Here is a 16117-nt window from a genome sequence, read left to right on the forward strand (position 1 = left end):
AAAGAGCTCAGAATATACGGCATTACATAGGATTCGAATTATGCGTAAAGCGAAGATTTATCGTTACTGCTTGCCAATGGACAGTGGCGTGATACTGCGTGATAACAAGTTGACGGAACGTACAGGTTACATCGTTGAACTGTCCGAAGGCGATAAAATCGGTCGTGGTGAAGTCGCTCCACTGGTTGGTTTTAGCTTGGAAGGTGTGGAAGAAGCCGGTATTCAATTGCAAGCTCAGGTTGAACGCTGGGTTGCGAACTTACCTTTGGATTACAACCACATGTATCCATCGGTTGCGTTTGGTTTGTCGATGGCTCAACTGGAGCTTGAAGGTGGTTTACCTACGCAAGGTAAGCACCAAGTCGCGCCTTTGTGTAACGGTGACCCAGACGATCTGATCCCAAAACTGAACGAAATGGAAGGCGAAAAAGTCGCGAAAGTAAAAGTCGGTCTGTATGAACCGATTCGTGACGGTATGCTGGTGAACTTGTTTCTTGAGTCGATTCCACAGCTAACGCTTCGTCTTGATGCAAACCGTGCTTGGACGCCAGAAAAAGCGCAGCAGTTTGCAAAATACATTGCACCATCACTACGCCAGCGCATCACCTTCTTGGAGGAGCCATGTCGCTCTCCTGGCGACAGCCTGTCTTTTGCAATCAATACGGGGATCGCTATCGCGTGGGATGAGACGTTGCAAGATGCGGTTCGTCGTGAAGATTTCAGCTTGGAAGATCTTACTGGTGTGAAAACCATCATCATCAAGCCAACGTTAATCGGCTCGGTTGATTTCTGTATTAAGCTGATTGAAAAGGCGAAGACGCTGGGCATTAAAGCCGTGATCAGCTCAAGCATTGAATCGAGCTTAGGTCTCAACCAACTTGCGCGCTTAGCACAATGGCAACTACCAAATGAGATCCCAGGTTTGGATACCATTGGTTTGTTTAAAGCACAATTAGAGCAGGGCTGGCCGAAGTGCGATCTTCCAGTTATTCCGCTGTCAGAGCAGGAGTTAGTGTGGCATTCAGCGTAGATGATATTGCGATTGCACCTTGGAAATACTGGGCTCAAGTGAGCCCTTTTTCTATTGCGCTTGAAACAAACAAAGCGTCGCTCAATTGGCAGCAATTAGCGGCACGGATTCGCCATTATGTTCATTCCCTGCAACAGCAAGGTGTGATGAATGGAGATGTGGTGACGTTAGTCGGTAAGAATCAAGTTGAAACCCTGTGGTTTTATATTGCCGCTCAGCAGTTAGGAGCGACTGTTGCTTTAACCATGCCGCAGCCTTTTGAGGCTCTGTCTGGCAAACTAACGACATTATACAAACCGAACCAGCAACGCTTTGTTTGGTTTGCTGATGGTGCCGTTGGTTTGTACTCAGAAAATCAGTTATCACAACTTAGTGCTACCTTGTTGTCGATTCCAGACACTAACACCGATGATGTATCAGTGCTCTCTACTGACGGATACTCGCATGATGGATTCGCATCTATCGTATTTACCTCTGGTTCAACCGGTACGCCCAAAGCGGTTGTTCATACACATAGACAACACCTTTCTTCAGCTCAAGGTCTGTTGGCTGAGTTTCGGTTCGACCAACAAGGTACGTGGTTACTCTCTCTGCCGCTTTATCATGTTTCTGGTCTTGCCATTGTGTATCGCTGGCTGTTCGCTGGTGCAACCATTAAGGTTGGAAGTGGAAGCCTTACGGACGATATTGTTGGTGTCTCTCATGCTTCTTTAGTCTCGACCCAGCTTAAGCGTTTGCTGGACGAACAAGTTGAATTGTCTCTCACGCATGTATTACTGGGTGGTAGCCACGTCGCACATGAGCTCGCACTACGAGCGACACAACAAGGCATTGAGACTTGGCTAGGCTACGGCATGACGGAAGCCGCTTCAACGGTGACAGCAAAGCAAATAGACAGCATCAGCAATGCAGGTCACCTATTGCAAAATCGAGATATTAAGCTGGAGGAGCAACGCATTTATATTGGCGGGCTCACTCTCGCAACTGGCTACTTCAATCAAGGAAGTATTACTTCTCTGCTTAATGATGATGGTTGGTTCGACAGTAAAGACTTAGGTGAGTGGCAAGGCGATGAACTTAAGATCATTGGACGAGCAGACAACCAATTCATCTCTGGCGGTGAGAATGCTCACTGCGAAGAAATTGAAGCAGTACTGAACCAAATCGAGGGTATTTCGCAAAGCATTGTTGTGCCAGTAGTAGATGCGGAATTTGGACACCGACCAGTGGCAGTGATTCAAACTGAATCGTTATTGAGCAAAGTACAGTACGAGCAATACCTAAAAACTAAGCTAGAGAAATTCAAATGGCCAGTAGCGTATTACGCAATGCCTCAAACTCTGTTGGGTGGTGGTATTAAAGTGTCGCGCAAAGCAGTGAAAGACTGGTTAAAAAATGAAGTGCAAAACGGTGACTAAGCGTTATTGCACTTCAGGGGGATGTGGTGATGGTGAGTCACCACAATTCTTTAGTTAGCGAGCGCGACTTTCATCTGCTCAGCCACTTTATCTACTTTGCCCAATCCGATAATCACTTGTAAGCCGCCTTTACCAATCATAACTACGCCAGCAGCACCTAGTTGTTTTAGCTTAGCTTCATCGGCTAGAGAAGAGTCTTTTACGGTCAAGCGAAGGCGAGTAATACAGTTGTCCACCTCGAGAATGTTATCTGCACCACCGATCGCTGCGATGTAGTCTTTCGCCAATTCACCTATGTTCTCAGTGACTTCTTTTTCCATATCCTCGCCGCGACCGGGTGTACGTAAGTTGAACTTAATAATCGCAAAGCGGAATACGCTGTAGTAAATCGCGAAGAAAACTAAACCTTGTGGGATCAGCATGTACCATTTGGTCGCCAGCGGGTTTTGGCTTGATAGTACGAAGTCAACGAAGCCTGCAGAGAAGCCAAAACCTGCCATCCATTGCATGCTTGCCGCAATGTACATTGAGATCCCCGTTAATACTGCGTGAATCAGGTACAACACTGGCGCTAAGAACATGAAGCTGAACTCTAGAGGTTCTGTGATACCAGTGAAGAAAGACGCCATCGCAGCAGCCAGCATGATAGAAAACACTTTGGTTTTGTTTTGCTTATCAGCGCAGTGATAAATCGCAAGAGCGGCACCTGGTAGACCAAACATCATAATTGGGAAGAAGCCAGCTTGGTACATACCAGTTTTGCCGATCACAGCCGTACCATTGGCAATAGACTGTGCGCCGCCTAAGAAGTTTGGAATGTCGTTGATGCCAACCACATCAAACCAGAAGACTGGGTAGAGCGCGTGGTGCATGCCGATTGTCAGCATCAAACGGTTAAAGAAGCCAAAGAGACCTGCGCCTAACGCCCCCATGGATTCGAGCTTAGTCCCGAAAATAATTAATGCATCGTAAATCACAGGCCATACATAAAGCAGGACAAAAGCCAAAGCCATGCCAGCGATAGAGGTTAAGATTGGAACCAGACGCTTGCCACTGAAGAATGCCAACGCCTTTGGTAGCTCAACACCAGAGTAACGGTTATAGATTTCTGCTGAGATCACGCCAACTAGAATACCGATAAACTGGTTGTTGATTTTGTTGAACGCATCAGGCACTTCGTCAGCACTAATATCCATCAATTGAGTAACGGCACCCGGTGCTAGTAATGTGGTTAGCACCATAAAACAGATAAAACCAGATAAAGCGGCAGAGCCATTCTTATCCTTACTTAATCCGAAAGCGACACCAACGGCGAACAGTACCGCCATGTTATCAATGATGGCTCCACCGGATTTAATTAGGAATGCCGCTAAAACACTTTCAGAGCCCCAACCGACCGGATCAATCCAGTAGCCAATCCCCATTAATATTGCCGCAGCAGGTAGGGTCGCCACGGGTACCATTAATGCCTTACCGACTTTTTGCATATAGCCGAGTATATTCATATTTGCCCCTATAATTTTAATGCCACCTAAAACATGATCTATGTTTGAAAGTGGCGTTTTTATTTAGTTTCTAGAGACTATTTGAAACTTAATTATCGACGCAAACAAACGAAATCACTACTATCATGAATTAATATTTTTAATGCATGGTGCGTTATGGCTAACCAACAGTTACTGCTTAGAAACCTTCATACCTTCAGTATCGCAGCGAAGCACCTCAGCTTTACGCAGGCAGCGAAAGAGTTGCACCTCACTCAAGGCGCTGTGAGTCATCGCATCAAAGTGCTAGAGCAGGAGCTTGGTTTTTCTCTGTTTGTGCGAGGTACGCGGAAGTTAGATTTGACCGCAGAAGGGTACCGATTCCAAAAGACATTATCATCGTCACTGAGCACCATCTTTAATGAAATTGAAGAAATAAAATCAACGGATTTAGTTGGTGAACTGAATATCGCTGCATCTCCGGGATTCTTAAATGGATGGTTGATGCCACGTATTGCGGATTTTAAACGTCTTTATCCGGGATTTAACCTCAACCTGTTTGCACAGGAAAACCAATTAGATTTAGTGACTAATCACATTGATGCTGCGATTTTTTATGATACGGAGCATTTGGTTGATGTGTATCGCCAAAGACTGTTTGGTGAAAAGTACATCCCGGTCTGTACACCTGAGTACATGAAAGAACAGAATATTTTAGAGGATGGGATGGCATCACTTCATCGTATCAACTTTATCCATGCATTGGGTTCGGATGTATGGCAACGATGGATTGCCCATGTGGGACTTGATGTTGATATCTTTGAGCATTTTTATTGTGTTAGCCATCGAGATATGGCGGTGCTCGCGGCGAGAAATAGTGTTGGTGTGGCGATGGGGCGGTATCGATTCGTCAAAGATCTACTGGATAAAGGAGAATTGGTTAGCCCTTATCCGACAATGGATACGAACTTGGGGTACGATTTAATTTGTCCATCTGGCTATGAACATCGACCTAAAGTGAAAACCTTTATTTCATGGATAGAAAGTCATATACCCAAGTAACCTCAAAATGCTTGGTTCAGCGAGAATGACTTGGTTTGAAGGCGAGGCAACAGTTTGAAGATCTAGTGGTTCTAAATCAAAAGTTGTTAACGAAGCATGCGAACCAAGGCAACTCGCCCTTTGGGAGCGTGTCACTGAAACAATTTCATCGTCAAACAACTTGGAAAGAGCTTGCTATTACGCTTCGTTGTTTTCCTTGAACTTGAATCAGTGACAGCGCTCTGAATCCAGCACCTTGAAGTCACTTGGGTATAGTTGATTTCGCAATGAATTAGTCGAAAAGGTAATTTCGTATCCTTGTAACTCTGAATCATAATCATGCTCAAAGATAAAGGAATAAGGCATAAGGTTCAGGATGATCAAATTAGCGTTAGCAGCGGCGGTATTATTGCAAATCGGTGTAGCTGTCAGCAGTGAGGGGTTAATGCGTTCATTGGCTGAGTTAACTGCCTTTCTGGTTGCAATAGCTTTAGTGTTGGTACACAAAAGTCAAAGCACGCGAAAAGTCGAGCCAACCCAGCCTCAGAAAATCGATCAAGGTTTAGCTGAGAAGTAACCAGCCTAGAGACGTAGTAGAAATCAGTACCCACAACGTGACGCCAAACAGTAATGGCTTTGCGCCTGCTGATTTGAGTTTTGAGACTGAAATACTGCAACCAATCAAGAACAAACAAACCACAAGAGCTTGCTTAGCAATGGCAAAGATGCCTTGATATACCACTTCAAATTGTGGGAAAAAATCGCTGAATGCAATTGCAGCACAGTACCAGAAAATGAAGTAAGGAATCACTAACTTACTTTTGCCTTCCTCTCCATTACCTCGAGAAAAGATCACAGCACTGATCAGTGCGACAGGGATAATCCACAATGCTCGGGCGAGTTTCAATGTTGTTGCTGTCGTAAGTGCTTCTTCGCCGTAAGCAGACGCGGCACCCACAACTGAAGAAGTGTCGTGAATCGCAATCGCCGCCCATGTTCCGAACGTATGCTGATCCAAGCCTATTGCGTGACCAATCACTGGGAAGATAAATAGCGCTACTGAGTTCAGAACGAAAACCGTTGCAAGTGCAAGACCGATTTGTTCATCCTTCGCTTTAATCGCTGGAGCGACAGCGGCAATTGCACTGCCACCGCAAATTGCAGTGCCAGAAGCGATTAAGTAAGCGGTCGTTCGTTCTAACTTAATCATCTTCGCGATCGTCATACCGAGCACAAGCGTACCAAGAATGGTGGCGATGATAAGACCAATGCCGTCAGAAGTGACTGCTAGAGCCTGCTCAAAGTGAATACCGAAGCCTAAGCCAATGATTGAATAGGAAAGCAACTTCTTGGTAAAAGAGGCAATAGGAAGTTCTGTCGGTACTAGGCTAAAACTCGCCAATAGAAAACCGATCACAAGCGCAATAGGAGAGGACACGAAAGGGGTTAAACAAAACAGCAGTGCCAATCCAAAGGGGATATTCTTTGTATTCAAGGGTGTCGTTCGTTGTTATGAGTTAAAGCGTGGAGTATACAGTAACGCTTTTGGTCAGAAAGTCTTAATGAATTGAACATGCGTTCAGTTAAACTAAACGCATGTTCAAGAATATGAAAGTGCTGTTCTGAGTTTAACGCCAGTCGCCTCGAAGACCTCTTACTTTTTCAAACATAACTTGCGCGCTGGCTTGTTTTGGATCGACGGGTGTTCCTGCTTCGATTTCTAATTTAGACCAGAAACGGGTTGGTAACCCCTTACATGCGCGACCTTTTGCACGGCTGAAATAGCTGCCCCATAAACCTTTCAGTGCCATTGGTATAACAGGGACAGGGCTGCGGCGAAGGATGATATCGATACCACGCATAAACTCGTTCATCTCACCATCTGACGTTAAACGTCCCTCTGGGAAAATACACACAATATGACCCTCACTCAGTGCTTTCTCAACATCATTAAATGCGCGGCGAATCGATGTTCGATTGCTAGCCGAGATGGGGATCACGCCTGCTCGGCGAAGAAATCGTCGCAAAGGAGGAAGGTTCGCATAGTCTTCTTCCATCACAAATCGAATGAGACGAGGACAAACGGCACTTAATAGCAGTGAGTCCATATAGCTGACATGATTGCAGACGATCAATGCCCCGCCGTGTTCTGGTAGGTGGTGTAAGTTCTTGTGCTTCACTCGGTAAATGGTATGAGTGACCACCCACATTGCAAAGCGCACCACAAAGATAGGAATCTGCAAAAAAATGTACGTTGCAACGAGGAAATTAAGCACCGCCAGAAGAGCAAATAATTGAGGAATGCTCATTTCAAGTACGCTTAGACAAACAATGCCTAATACAGCGCTGCCTACCATGAATAGAGAGTTAAAGATGTTTAAGCCTGCAATGACCTGCGCTCGTTCCGTTTCTTTAGCTCGGTGTTGCATCAAGGCATAAAGGGGGACGATAAAGAGACCGCCGGATACACCTATCATTAATAAGTAGAAGAACAAGGACCAGAATGCATCGTAGCTAACAAACTCAGCGAAAGTATGGAAGCGAGGCAGATCGGTCGGAATTGATGTTGCCATCAAGAAACCGAAGATTGTGATACCCAGAGCACCAATCGGCACGATGCCGACTTCAATACGATGATTTGAGAGCCAATTACACGCCATGGAGCCAACAGCAATGCCAACAGAGAATAGCGCTAGAAGGAAAGAAACCGCGCTTTCGGTACCGTTCAAATACACCTTGGTGAAGTTTGGAAATTGAGTCAGATAAGCCGCACCTAGGAACCAAAACCAGCTGATTGCCATGATGCATTGGAAGACAATACGATCAGACTTAGCAATCGCGAGTGTGTGCTTGGTCTGTTTATATGGTTGCCATTTGAATTGAATGTCCGGCGCGCTGGCTGATGCAAACGGAATAAAGCGACTAGATAGGTAGCCCAAAACAGCAAAGATGACAACGCAGAAAGCAGCAAGATATTTGGCACTCTCTGCTGAGGCAATAATACCGGCACCGAGAGTACCGACCAGAATTGCGATAAACGTACCAGCTTCGACTAATGCGTTGCCAGGGACGAGTTCTTTTTCATTAAGTTGTTGAGGAAGTAGGGCATATTTGACTGGTCCAAAGAACGCCGATTGGGTGCCCATCAAAAACAGCAATAAGAGCAGGACGCCATAGCTTTCGGTGATAAAACCAATTGCGCCTAATAGCATGATGCCGATCTCGAACAACTTTACCTTTCGAATAAACCATGACTTCTCGTACTTATCCGCGAGCACCCCAGCTGATGCAGAGAATAAGAAGAATGGAAGAATAAACAAGCCTGCCGCTAAGTTAATGAAAAGGTTGCTAGAAATTGGTAACGCGCTTGACCCAGCAAAAGCCACAAACAGCAGCAGTACGTTCTTAAATATGTTGTCGTTGAAAGCACCAAAAAACTGGGTAATAAAGTAGGGGAGGAACTTTCGCTGCCTAAGCAAAGACGACTGGCTGTCTGATGACATGAACAATCCTTTATTACCAGCTGATCAGGTAGTTTGAAATCAGGTTATCGATAAGCTCTTTACCATCAATAGGTTCGCTTGAGAAAAATTTGTCATCGACACTCAGAAGTGTAATGCCGTGAACACCTGACCATAATACTCGACTCGCTTGTAATACTTCAGATTCAGTACGATGGGGAGCGATTTGTGCCAATAAGGATTCCAACATTCCTGTCATACCATCGATGCGCTTCGCGTGCCACTCTGGAAGCTCAGCACCATTCATGTTGTGCTCAAATACCAGTTGCCAGCGGTAAGGGTGTTTTTGCGCAAAGTCATGGTAGCAGTATGCCAGTTCAAAAAGTGCTTGATGAGCATCCTTACTGTTTTTGGTCGCGGTTACTGCTTCTTGTTGCAACTCATCCAATGTCTGTGCAACGGCATGTAAAAGCAGTAGGTTATAGTTGCCAAAGATATTAACGAGAGTACTTGGCACGTAACCTATCATATTAGCGATCTTGCGAAGGCTCAGGTCGTGGTAAGAGTTTTCGTCTAAAAAGTCTTTGACTGTGGTAAGAGTCAAATTGACTAACTCTTCTCTAGTGTGATCGTTTCTGCGCGCCATAATTTAAAACTACTTATTGAACAACGTTCAATATGATAGTCAGCTACTGATTGACCGTCAATAACGCAAACAAGTCAGAAACCTGTGGGTTGGCAATATTCTGATACATGTCTTCTATTACGGATTGTTTCATTGTTGAATCCGACGGAGTATGATGGACACATCTCATATTTAGCGTGCTACTGATATTAGATGCTCGTTCATTTCACTATCATGCAGCGCGATTAAGTACATATCGTCAATTTTAAGGATAACGATGAAACGTTTATTTTCGATTGTCGCCCTACTGATGTTTACGGTTGCTGTAACGCCTATCGCGGAAGCGAAAAAGTTCGGTGGTGGTAAGTCTTTCGGTAAGAGTTATAAAACAGCCCCTGCTCCTAAACAGCAGCAACAAAACACAAACACCATTGGTAAAGAACAAGGTGCTAAATCATCAAGCAAAAAAGGTTTGATGGGCGGCTTACTTGGTGGTCTTCTTGCTGGTGGTTTGTTAGCAGCATTCTTTGGTGGTGCATTCGAAGGTATCCAATTTATGGATATCCTAATCATCGGTTTGATTGCATTTGTTATCTTCAAATTGATGCGCGGCATGCTTGGCGCTAAACAGGGCAGTATGAATCAGCATCGTCAACAGCCAGCATTTGGCGGTAATGCTTCTAAGTTCGAGCAACCAAACATGCAGAATTTTGAGCAACAGCCAAATACAAACGCTGGTGGTTTTGGCGGTTTCGGTGCTCAAACTGACATCCCACATAACTACCCACCGGGTTTTGACCAAGCTGCATTCATCAATGGCTCTCGTGAGCACTACCGCATCTTGCAAGGCGCATGGAACCATAACCAACTTCACACGATTGAAGAGTATGTTTCACCAAGCCTATTTGAAGATTTGAAAGCAGAACGTGCGAAGCTAGATGGCGAGCAACACACCGATGTGATGTATGTAGATGCTGAAATCGTTCGCGCTGACTACGATGCAAGTAAAGCACAGCTTAGTCTGCAGTTCAGTGGTCGCTACCGTGATGCAGCAGAAGGCATTGAAGAAGATATCGAAGATATCTGGCACCTAGAGCGCGACCTAACGGTACCAAACGCACCTTGGTTGATTGTCGGTATTCAAGGTTAATCACCAGCAGCGTTCAATTTAGTCTTAGTAAAATCCCGCTTTCGAGCGGGTTTTTTTATGTCTGGAAATCAGAGAATCGAAACCTATCGATATAATTTCGAGTGGTTAAAGTCGAGCAAATAGGATCCTTACAAGGGAAACGATGAGTCACACATAGGGAATGGTGAAGATAGAGCTAATGAGATGATCTATGGCTTGATTCCATTGACCTAAAATAAACCAACTGACACTTTGATTCCCTCTCAAGCAGAGCTAGTTAAAAGTATCTAGGTGTCGTACTACTTAACGAAAGATCACTAAAAATCGCGCTGTGAGTGAGACTAGATTTAGCCAGATAGTGGGGTAGTCATTGAAAATTGATAGGTATAGAACGAAAAAAGCCAGCTCAATGAGCTGGCTTCTTCAATATGGTGGAGGGGGACGGATTCGAACCATCGAAGGCAGTGCCGGCAGATTTACAGTCTGCTCCCTTTGGCCACTCGGGAACCCCTCCAGGGTGTTTTTCATACTACAAAGAGTATGCTTGAAAATTAGTTTCCCAACCTAGCTTCCAAGTTGTTCTCATGTTTAAAGGAAAAACATAAGAAAGAATATGGTGGAGGGGGACGGATTCGAACCATCGAAGGCAGTGCCGGCAGATTTACAGTCTGCTCCCTTTGGCCACTCGGGAACCCCTCCAGGGTGTTTTCATACTACAAAGAGTATGCTTGAAAATTAGTTTCCCAACCTAGCTTCCAAGTTGTTCTCATGTTTAAAGGAAAAACATAAGAAAGAATATGGTGGAGGGGGACGGATTCGAACCATCGAAGGCAGTGCCGGCAGATTTACAGTCTGCTCCCTTTGGCCACTCGGGAACCCCTCCAGGGTGTTTTCATACTACAAAGAGCATGCTTGAAAATTAGTTTCCCAACCTAGCTTCCAAGTTGTTCTCATGTTCAAAGGAAAAACATAAGAAAGAATATGGTGGAGGGGGACGGATTCGAACCATCGAAGGCAGTGCCGGCAGATTTACAGTCTGCTCCCTTTGGCCACTCGGGAACCCCTCCAGGGTGTTTTTCATACTACAAAGAGCATGCTTGAAAATTAGTTTCCCAACCTAGCTTCCAAGTTGTTCTTATGTTCAAAGGAAAAACATAAGAAAGAATATGGTGGAGGGGGACGGATTCGAACCATCGAAGGCAGTGCCGGCAGATTTACAGTCTGCTCCCTTTGGCCACTCGGGAACCCCTCCAGGGTGTTTTCATACTACAAAGAGCATGCTTGAAAATTAGTTTCCCAACCTAACTTCCAAGTTGTTCTCATGTTCAAAGGAAAAACATAAGAAAGAATATGGTGGAGGGGGACGGATTCGAACCATCGAAGGCAGTGCCGGCAGATTTACAGTCTGCTCCCTTTGGCCACTCGGGAACCCCTCCAGGGTATTTTTATACTTAAGAATGTTTTCCCAACACATCTCTCAAGTGCGGAGCGCATCATAGCAAACTCGCTCAAGCTGTAAAGCGTTTTTCTTACGTTTTTAAGTTGAATGCTGCCTTTTTGGGCAAAGATGGTAGAAAGTCAGCGTTTTGTATGTCGTTTATACAAAAAAGAAACTGACTTTTTACTTGAATTTACACTACTTGACGTTAGGCGTCGTATCAACTGATAAACTGTAATCAGTTTAATGACATAAGTTTATCTGTTTAGTAGTCAAAATTATGAGTATGAGAGCCACTTTATCCGTTCTAACGCTTTCTATTTTAATGGCATCACCTGCGGCTTTTGCTGCAAAACGTGGTCCATCGACGGTTACGGTCGTAACTGAACAAGTAGAGACGCATCAAATCAACCAATCTCTATCATTGATTGGTAAGCTAGAAGCTGCCCAATCAGTGATTGTTGCTTCTGAAGTTGCTGGCAAGGTAAAAGATATCCCCGTAAAAGCCAATCAAAACGTTCAACAAGATCAGCTGCTCATTCTACTAAATGATGACAAAGCGCAAGCAGCATTAGTAGAAGCAAAAGCTTACCTAAAAGATGAACAGCGTAAGTTAAAAGAGTTTCAGCGTTTGGTGAAACGTAATGCCATTACTCAAACGGAAATTGATGCGCAAAAAGCAAGCGTAGAGATTGCGGAAGCGCGTCTAGATGCAGCAAAAGCTAACCTAGCGGATCTAAATATCAGTGCACCTTTTGCCGGTACGGTTGGTTTTATCGATTTTAGTCGAGGAAAAATGGTCAGTGCAGGCTCTGAGTTGCTGACGTTAGATGACTTGTCCGTAATGGAACTGGATCTGCAAGTACCTGAGCGTTACCTATCGATGTTATCTGTTGGTATGGAGGTTCACGCGACTACCAGCGCTTGGAGCGGTGTTGATTTTGTCGGTAAAGTCACAGGCATCGATACTCGTATCAGTGCAGAAACGTTGAACTTACGTATTCGTATTGAATTCGACAACCCAGAAAACCATCTGAAGCCGGGCATGCTTATGAATGCGTCTTTGGCATTCCCTGCGATTGAAGCACCAATTATCCCAGTTCAAGCGCTGGAATATTCCGGAACGAAGCGGTTTGTGTATGTTATTGATGAAGACAACAAAGCGCAGCGTCAAGAAGTGTTCTTGGGGGCGCGTGTCGATAATGAAGTGGTGATTGAATCTGGTGTAGAGATTGGCGACAAGATTGTCGTGCAAGGTATTGTGAACATGCGCGATGGCGTCGAAGTGAAAGAAATCATCGCACCAGGAAAAGCGAAAACTGCGAATGCAACCAGTGAGCAGGGCGCGCAAGACGAAGCGGCTAAGGAAGCAAATTAATGTTACTTTCTGACGTTTCCGTAAAACGCCCTGTTGCGGCGCTGGTATTAAGCATGCTGCTATGTGTATTCGGCTTTGTGTCGTTTACCAAACTTGCAGTGCGTGAAATGCCAGATATCGAAAGTCCAGTTGTATCGATCAGCACTCGTTATGAAGGCGCTTCTGCAACCATCATTGAAAGCCAAATTACTTCGGTACTGGAAGATCAACTTTCGGGCATCAGTGGAATTGATGAAATTAGCTCCACTACACGCAACAGCATGTCGCGTATCACCATCACTTTTGAATTGGGTTATGACCTTAATACCGGCGTAAGTGATGTTCGTGATGCGGTAGCTCGAGCACAGCGTTCGTTGCCAGATGAAGCTGATGATCCTGTTGTTTACAAAAACAATGGTTCTGGTGAAGCTTCTCTCTATATTAACCTCAGCTCATCAGAGATGGACCGCACACAATTGACGGATTATGCCGAACGTGTGCTTATGGACCGTTTCAGTTTGATCTCGGGTGTTAGTTCTATCGATCTGTCTGGTGGTTTGTACAAAGTGATGTACGTGAAACTCAAACCAGATCTGATGGCAGGACGTTCGGTTACTGCCTCTGATATTACAGCAGCGCTTCGTAGTGAAAACTTAGAAAGTCCGGGTGGTGAAGTTCGAAACGATTCGACAGTGATGTCAGTGCGAACTGCCCGTACATACAACACGCCAGAAGATTTCCAATACCTTGTGGTGAAACGTGCAAGTGACAACACGCCTATTTACCTAAAAGACGTGGCTGATGTGTTTATCGGTGCAGAAAACGAAAACTCGACCTTTAAGAGTGATGGTGTCGTGAACATCAGTTTGGGGGTGGTGCCTCAATCAGATGCGAACCCTTTAGAAGTTGCGCAGGCTGTACGTTCTGAAGTGGATAAAATCCAGAAGTTTTTGCCAGATGGGACTCGTCTAGCTATTGATTATGATGCCACTGTCTTTATCGAACGTTCGATCGATGAGGTCTACAGTACACTCTTTATTACGGGTGGTCTGGTAATTCTGGTTTTGTACATCTTTATCGGTCAAGCACGAGCAACGTTGATTCCTGCGGTGACGGTACCAGTGTCACTGATTTCATCATTCATCGCTGCCTACTATTTTGGTTTCTCTATTAACCTCATTACCTTGATGGCGTTGATCCTGTCTATTGGTCTGGTTGTGGACGATGCAATCGTAGTAGTAGAGAACATCTTCCACCATATTGAACGTGGTGAATCACCATTATTGGCGGCTTACAAAGGTACGCGTGAAGTAGGTTTTGCTGTTATCGCCACAACGTTAGTTCTTGTGATGGTATTCCTGCCGATCTCCTTTATGGATGGCATGGTCGGTTTGCTGTTTACTGAATTCTCAGTTTTGTTGGCAATGTCGGTGATCTTCTCGTCCTTAATTGCTTTGACGCTTACTCCTGTTTTAGGCAGTCAAATTCTAAAAGCGAACGTGAAACCAAACCGATTTAATCAAGCCGTTGATAAGCTGTTTGCGAAATTGGAAGCAGGTTATCGTACAGCGCTGCGCGGTGCGTTGAAAGTCCGCTGGGCTGCACCTTTGGTTATTATCGCGTGTATGGGTGGCAGTTACTTCTTGATGAATCAAGTGCCTGCACAGTTAACTCCGCAAGAGGACCGAGGCGTGATCTTTGCCTTTGTTCGTGGTGCTGATGCAACTTCCTATAATCGTATGTCAGCGAACATGGACATTGTAGAAGATCGCTTAATGCCGTTACTAGGGCAAGGATTCTTGAAATCGTTCAGTATCCAAACACCAGCATTCGGTGGTCAAGCGGGTGACCAAACGGGTTTCGTTATCATGATTCTGGAAGACTGGAACGAACGTGATGTCACAGCTCAAGATGCGTTGAATCAAGTTCGCAAATCACTGGCAGGTATTCCTGACGTTCGTGTCTTCCCATTCATGCCGGGTTTTCGTGGTGGATCGAGCGAACCAGTGCAGTTTGTCTTGGGCGGATCGGACTACGATGAGCTATTAGTCTGGGCAGAAATGCTCAAGAACAAAGCTGAAGAATCACCAATGATGGAAGGCGCTGAAATCGATTATTCAGAGAAAACGCCAGAGCTATTGGTGTCTGTCGACAAACGCCGCGCGGCTGAACTTGGCGTAAGTGTTCAAGACATTTCTGAAACTCTGGAAATCATGCTTGGTGGTAAAAGTGAAACGACTTATGTTGACCGTGGTGAAGAATATGATGTTTACCTTCGAGGTGATGAAAATAGCTTCAATAACGCGGCTGACTTAAGCCAGATTTACTTGCGCACTACCAGCGGTGAGCTAGTGACTTTAGATACGGTGACTAAGGTAGAAGAAGTGGCTGCATCGATTCGTTTGTCCCACTATAACAAACAGAAATCCATCACCATTACTGCCAATTTATCAGAAGGCTACACTTTAGGTGAGGCGCTTGACTTCTTAGACCAAGAAGCGATTGATAACCTGCCGGGTGATATTTCAGTGAGCTATTCTGGTGAGTCAAAGGATTTCAAAGAGAACCAAGCCAGTGTTGCAGTTGTATTTGCCTTGGCATTGTTAGTTGCATATCTCGTATTGGCGGCACAGTTCGAAAGCTTCGTCAACCCTCTAGTGGTAATGTTCACTGTGCCGATGGGGGTCTTTGGTGGCTTCCTTGGTTTGGTAGTGATGAGCCAAGGGATGAACATCTACAGTCAGATCGGCATGATCATGTTGATCGGTATGGTAACTAAGAACGGTATCTTGATCGTTGAGTTTGCTAATCAGTTACGTGACCGTGGCATTGAATTTGAAAAAGCGATTACTGATGCGGCAGCTCGTCGTCTACGTCCGATCATGATGACTGCATTCACAACACTTGCCGGTGCGATTCCTTTGATCATGTCGACAGGCGCGGGTTATGAAAGCCGTGTGGCTGTCGGTACGGTTATCTTCTTCGGTATGGGCTTTGCGACATTAGTGACACTGTTTGTTATCCCTGCGATGTACCGATTGATCTCTGCGAAGACACGTTCACCTGGTCATGTAGAGGCTGAGTTGAACAAAGCGCTAAGCCACGACACAAAAGGACGTATTGCTCATCCATAA

Annotated in this window: 11 protein-coding genes and 6 tRNA genes; 7 read left to right on the plus strand and 10 right to left on the minus strand. The window is 45.1% G+C overall.

What is annotated here, in order from left to right; genetic code table 11:
• The first annotated feature begins 40 nt into the window (after positions 1–40).
• Together menC and menE are read left to right on the plus strand one after the other, a co-directional pair.
• Entirely contained in the window at positions 41–1030 is a 990-nt protein-coding gene (gene menC, locus J4N44_RS04605; RefSeq protein WP_005446597.1) for an o-succinylbenzoate synthase, read from the plus strand.
• Positions 1015–2448, plus strand: a complete 1434-nt coding sequence (gene menE, locus J4N44_RS04610; protein WP_252044890.1) for an o-succinylbenzoate--CoA ligase — start codon at positions 1015–1017, stop codon at positions 2446–2448. The genes menC and menE overlap by 16 nt, the downstream gene beginning before the upstream one ends.
• A 50-nt stretch (positions 2449–2498) precedes the next feature.
• Here menE and nagE read toward each other — a convergent pair whose 3' ends face one another.
• Positions 2499–3953, minus strand: coding sequence for an N-acetylglucosamine-specific PTS transporter subunit IIBC (nagE, locus tag J4N44_RS04615; RefSeq protein WP_009700394.1), 1455 nt, complete (start codon positions 3951–3953; stop codon positions 2499–2501).
• A gap of 156 nt (positions 3954–4109) precedes the next feature.
• Here nagE and J4N44_RS04620 point away from each other — a divergent pair, with 156 nt between their 5' ends.
• Together J4N44_RS04620 and J4N44_RS04625 are read left to right on the plus strand one after the other, a co-directional pair.
• Entirely contained in the window at positions 4110–4994 is an 885-nt protein-coding gene (locus J4N44_RS04620; protein ID WP_005446602.1) for a LysR substrate-binding domain-containing protein, read from the plus strand.
• Between the two features lie 355 nt (positions 4995–5349).
• Positions 5350–5550 (plus strand): hypothetical protein, encoded by a 201-nt coding sequence (locus J4N44_RS04625; protein ID WP_005446604.1) that lies wholly within the window; start codon positions 5350–5352, stop codon positions 5548–5550.
• Here J4N44_RS04625 and J4N44_RS04630 read toward each other — a convergent pair.
• From J4N44_RS04630 to J4N44_RS04640, 3 genes are all read right to left on the minus strand, one after another.
• On the minus strand, positions 5536–6468 hold the full coding sequence (locus tag J4N44_RS04630) for a YeiH family protein (protein ID WP_503064193.1): 933 nt from the start codon (positions 6466–6468) through the stop codon (positions 5536–5538). The two genes, J4N44_RS04625 and J4N44_RS04630, sit on opposite strands and share 15 nt — an antisense overlap.
• 133 nt (positions 6469–6601) lie before the next feature.
• On the minus strand, positions 6602–8476 hold the full coding sequence (locus tag J4N44_RS04635) for an MFS transporter (RefSeq protein WP_252044891.1): 1875 nt from the start codon (positions 8474–8476) through the stop codon (positions 6602–6604).
• 13 nt (positions 8477–8489) lie between these two features.
• Positions 8490–9080, minus strand: a complete 591-nt coding sequence (locus J4N44_RS04640) for a TetR/AcrR family transcriptional regulator (protein WP_005446609.1) — start codon at positions 9078–9080, stop codon at positions 8490–8492.
• Positions 9081–9336: 256 nt separating this feature from the next.
• Between J4N44_RS04640 and J4N44_RS04645 the strand changes: the two genes are divergently transcribed.
• Positions 9337–10209 carry a Tim44 domain-containing protein gene (locus tag J4N44_RS04645; RefSeq protein WP_005446611.1) on the plus strand — a complete coding sequence of 291 codons (873 nt, stop codon included), beginning with the start codon at positions 9337–9339 and terminating at the stop codon, positions 10207–10209.
• 408 nt (positions 10210–10617) lie between these two features.
• Here the strand turns inward: J4N44_RS04645 and J4N44_RS04650 are convergent.
• The 6 genes from J4N44_RS04650 to J4N44_RS04675 all read right to left on the minus strand — a co-directional run bounded on the left by J4N44_RS04650 (position 10618) and on the right by J4N44_RS04675 (position 11624).
• Positions 10618–10702, minus strand: a tRNA-Tyr gene (locus J4N44_RS04650).
• A 100-nt stretch (positions 10703–10802) separates the two neighbouring features.
• A tRNA-Tyr gene (locus J4N44_RS04655) sits at positions 10803–10887 on the minus strand.
• 99 nt (positions 10888–10986) lie between these two features.
• Positions 10987–11071: transfer RNA gene (locus J4N44_RS04660), tRNA-Tyr, on the minus strand.
• Between the two features lie 99 nt (positions 11072–11170).
• Positions 11171–11255, minus strand: a tRNA-Tyr gene (locus J4N44_RS04665).
• Positions 11256–11355: 100 nt separating this feature from the next.
• Positions 11356–11440, minus strand: a tRNA-Tyr gene (locus J4N44_RS04670).
• Between the two features lie 99 nt (positions 11441–11539).
• A tRNA-Tyr gene (locus tag J4N44_RS04675) sits at positions 11540–11624 on the minus strand.
• Between the two features lie 282 nt (positions 11625–11906).
• On the opposite strand from J4N44_RS04675, the gene J4N44_RS04680 reads away from it, so the two are divergent.
• Both J4N44_RS04680 and vmeF read left to right on the plus strand, forming a co-directional pair.
• A complete protein-coding gene (locus tag J4N44_RS04680) occupies positions 11907–13004 on the plus strand; it encodes an efflux RND transporter periplasmic adaptor subunit (protein ID WP_252044892.1) in 1098 nt (365 codons plus the stop codon).
• Positions 13004–16117: a multidrug efflux RND transporter permease subunit VmeF gene (gene vmeF, locus J4N44_RS04685; protein WP_029789978.1), complete on the plus strand. Its 3114-nt coding sequence runs from the start codon at positions 13004–13006 to the stop codon at positions 16115–16117. Before J4N44_RS04680 ends, vmeF begins: the two co-directional genes overlap by 1 nt.

Source organism: Vibrio sp. SCSIO 43155 (assembly GCF_023716605.1).
GTDB lineage: Bacteria > Pseudomonadota > Gammaproteobacteria > Enterobacterales > Vibrionaceae > Vibrio > Vibrio harveyi.

Bases quoted from the DNA above. Each gene is read 5' to 3' on its own strand.
- J4N44_RS04680 (WP_252044892.1), top strand. From the start codon at position 11,907: ATGAGTATGAGAGCCACTTTATCCGTTCTAACGCTTTCTATTTTAATG.
- vmeF (WP_029789978.1), top strand. From the start codon at position 13,004: ATGTTACTTTCTGACGTTTCCGTAAAACGCCCTGTTGCGGCGCTGGTA.
- J4N44_RS04645 (WP_005446611.1), top strand. From the start codon at position 9,337: ATGAAACGTTTATTTTCGATTGTCGCCCTACTGATGTTTACGGTTGCT.
- J4N44_RS04625 (WP_005446604.1), top strand. From the start codon at position 5,350: ATGATCAAATTAGCGTTAGCAGCGGCGGTATTATTGCAAATCGGTGTA.
- J4N44_RS04620 (WP_005446602.1), top strand. From the start codon at position 4,110: ATGGCTAACCAACAGTTACTGCTTAGAAACCTTCATACCTTCAGTATC.
- menC (WP_005446597.1), top strand. From the start codon at position 41: ATGCGTAAAGCGAAGATTTATCGTTACTGCTTGCCAATGGACAGTGGC.
- nagE (WP_009700394.1), bottom strand. From the start codon at position 3,953: ATGAATATACTCGGCTATATGCAAAAAGTCGGTAAGGCATTAATGGTA.
- J4N44_RS04640 (WP_005446609.1), bottom strand. From the start codon at position 9,080: ATGGCGCGCAGAAACGATCACACTAGAGAAGAGTTAGTCAATTTGACT.
- J4N44_RS04635 (WP_252044891.1), bottom strand. From the start codon at position 8,476: ATGTCATCAGACAGCCAGTCGTCTTTGCTTAGGCAGCGAAAGTTCCTC.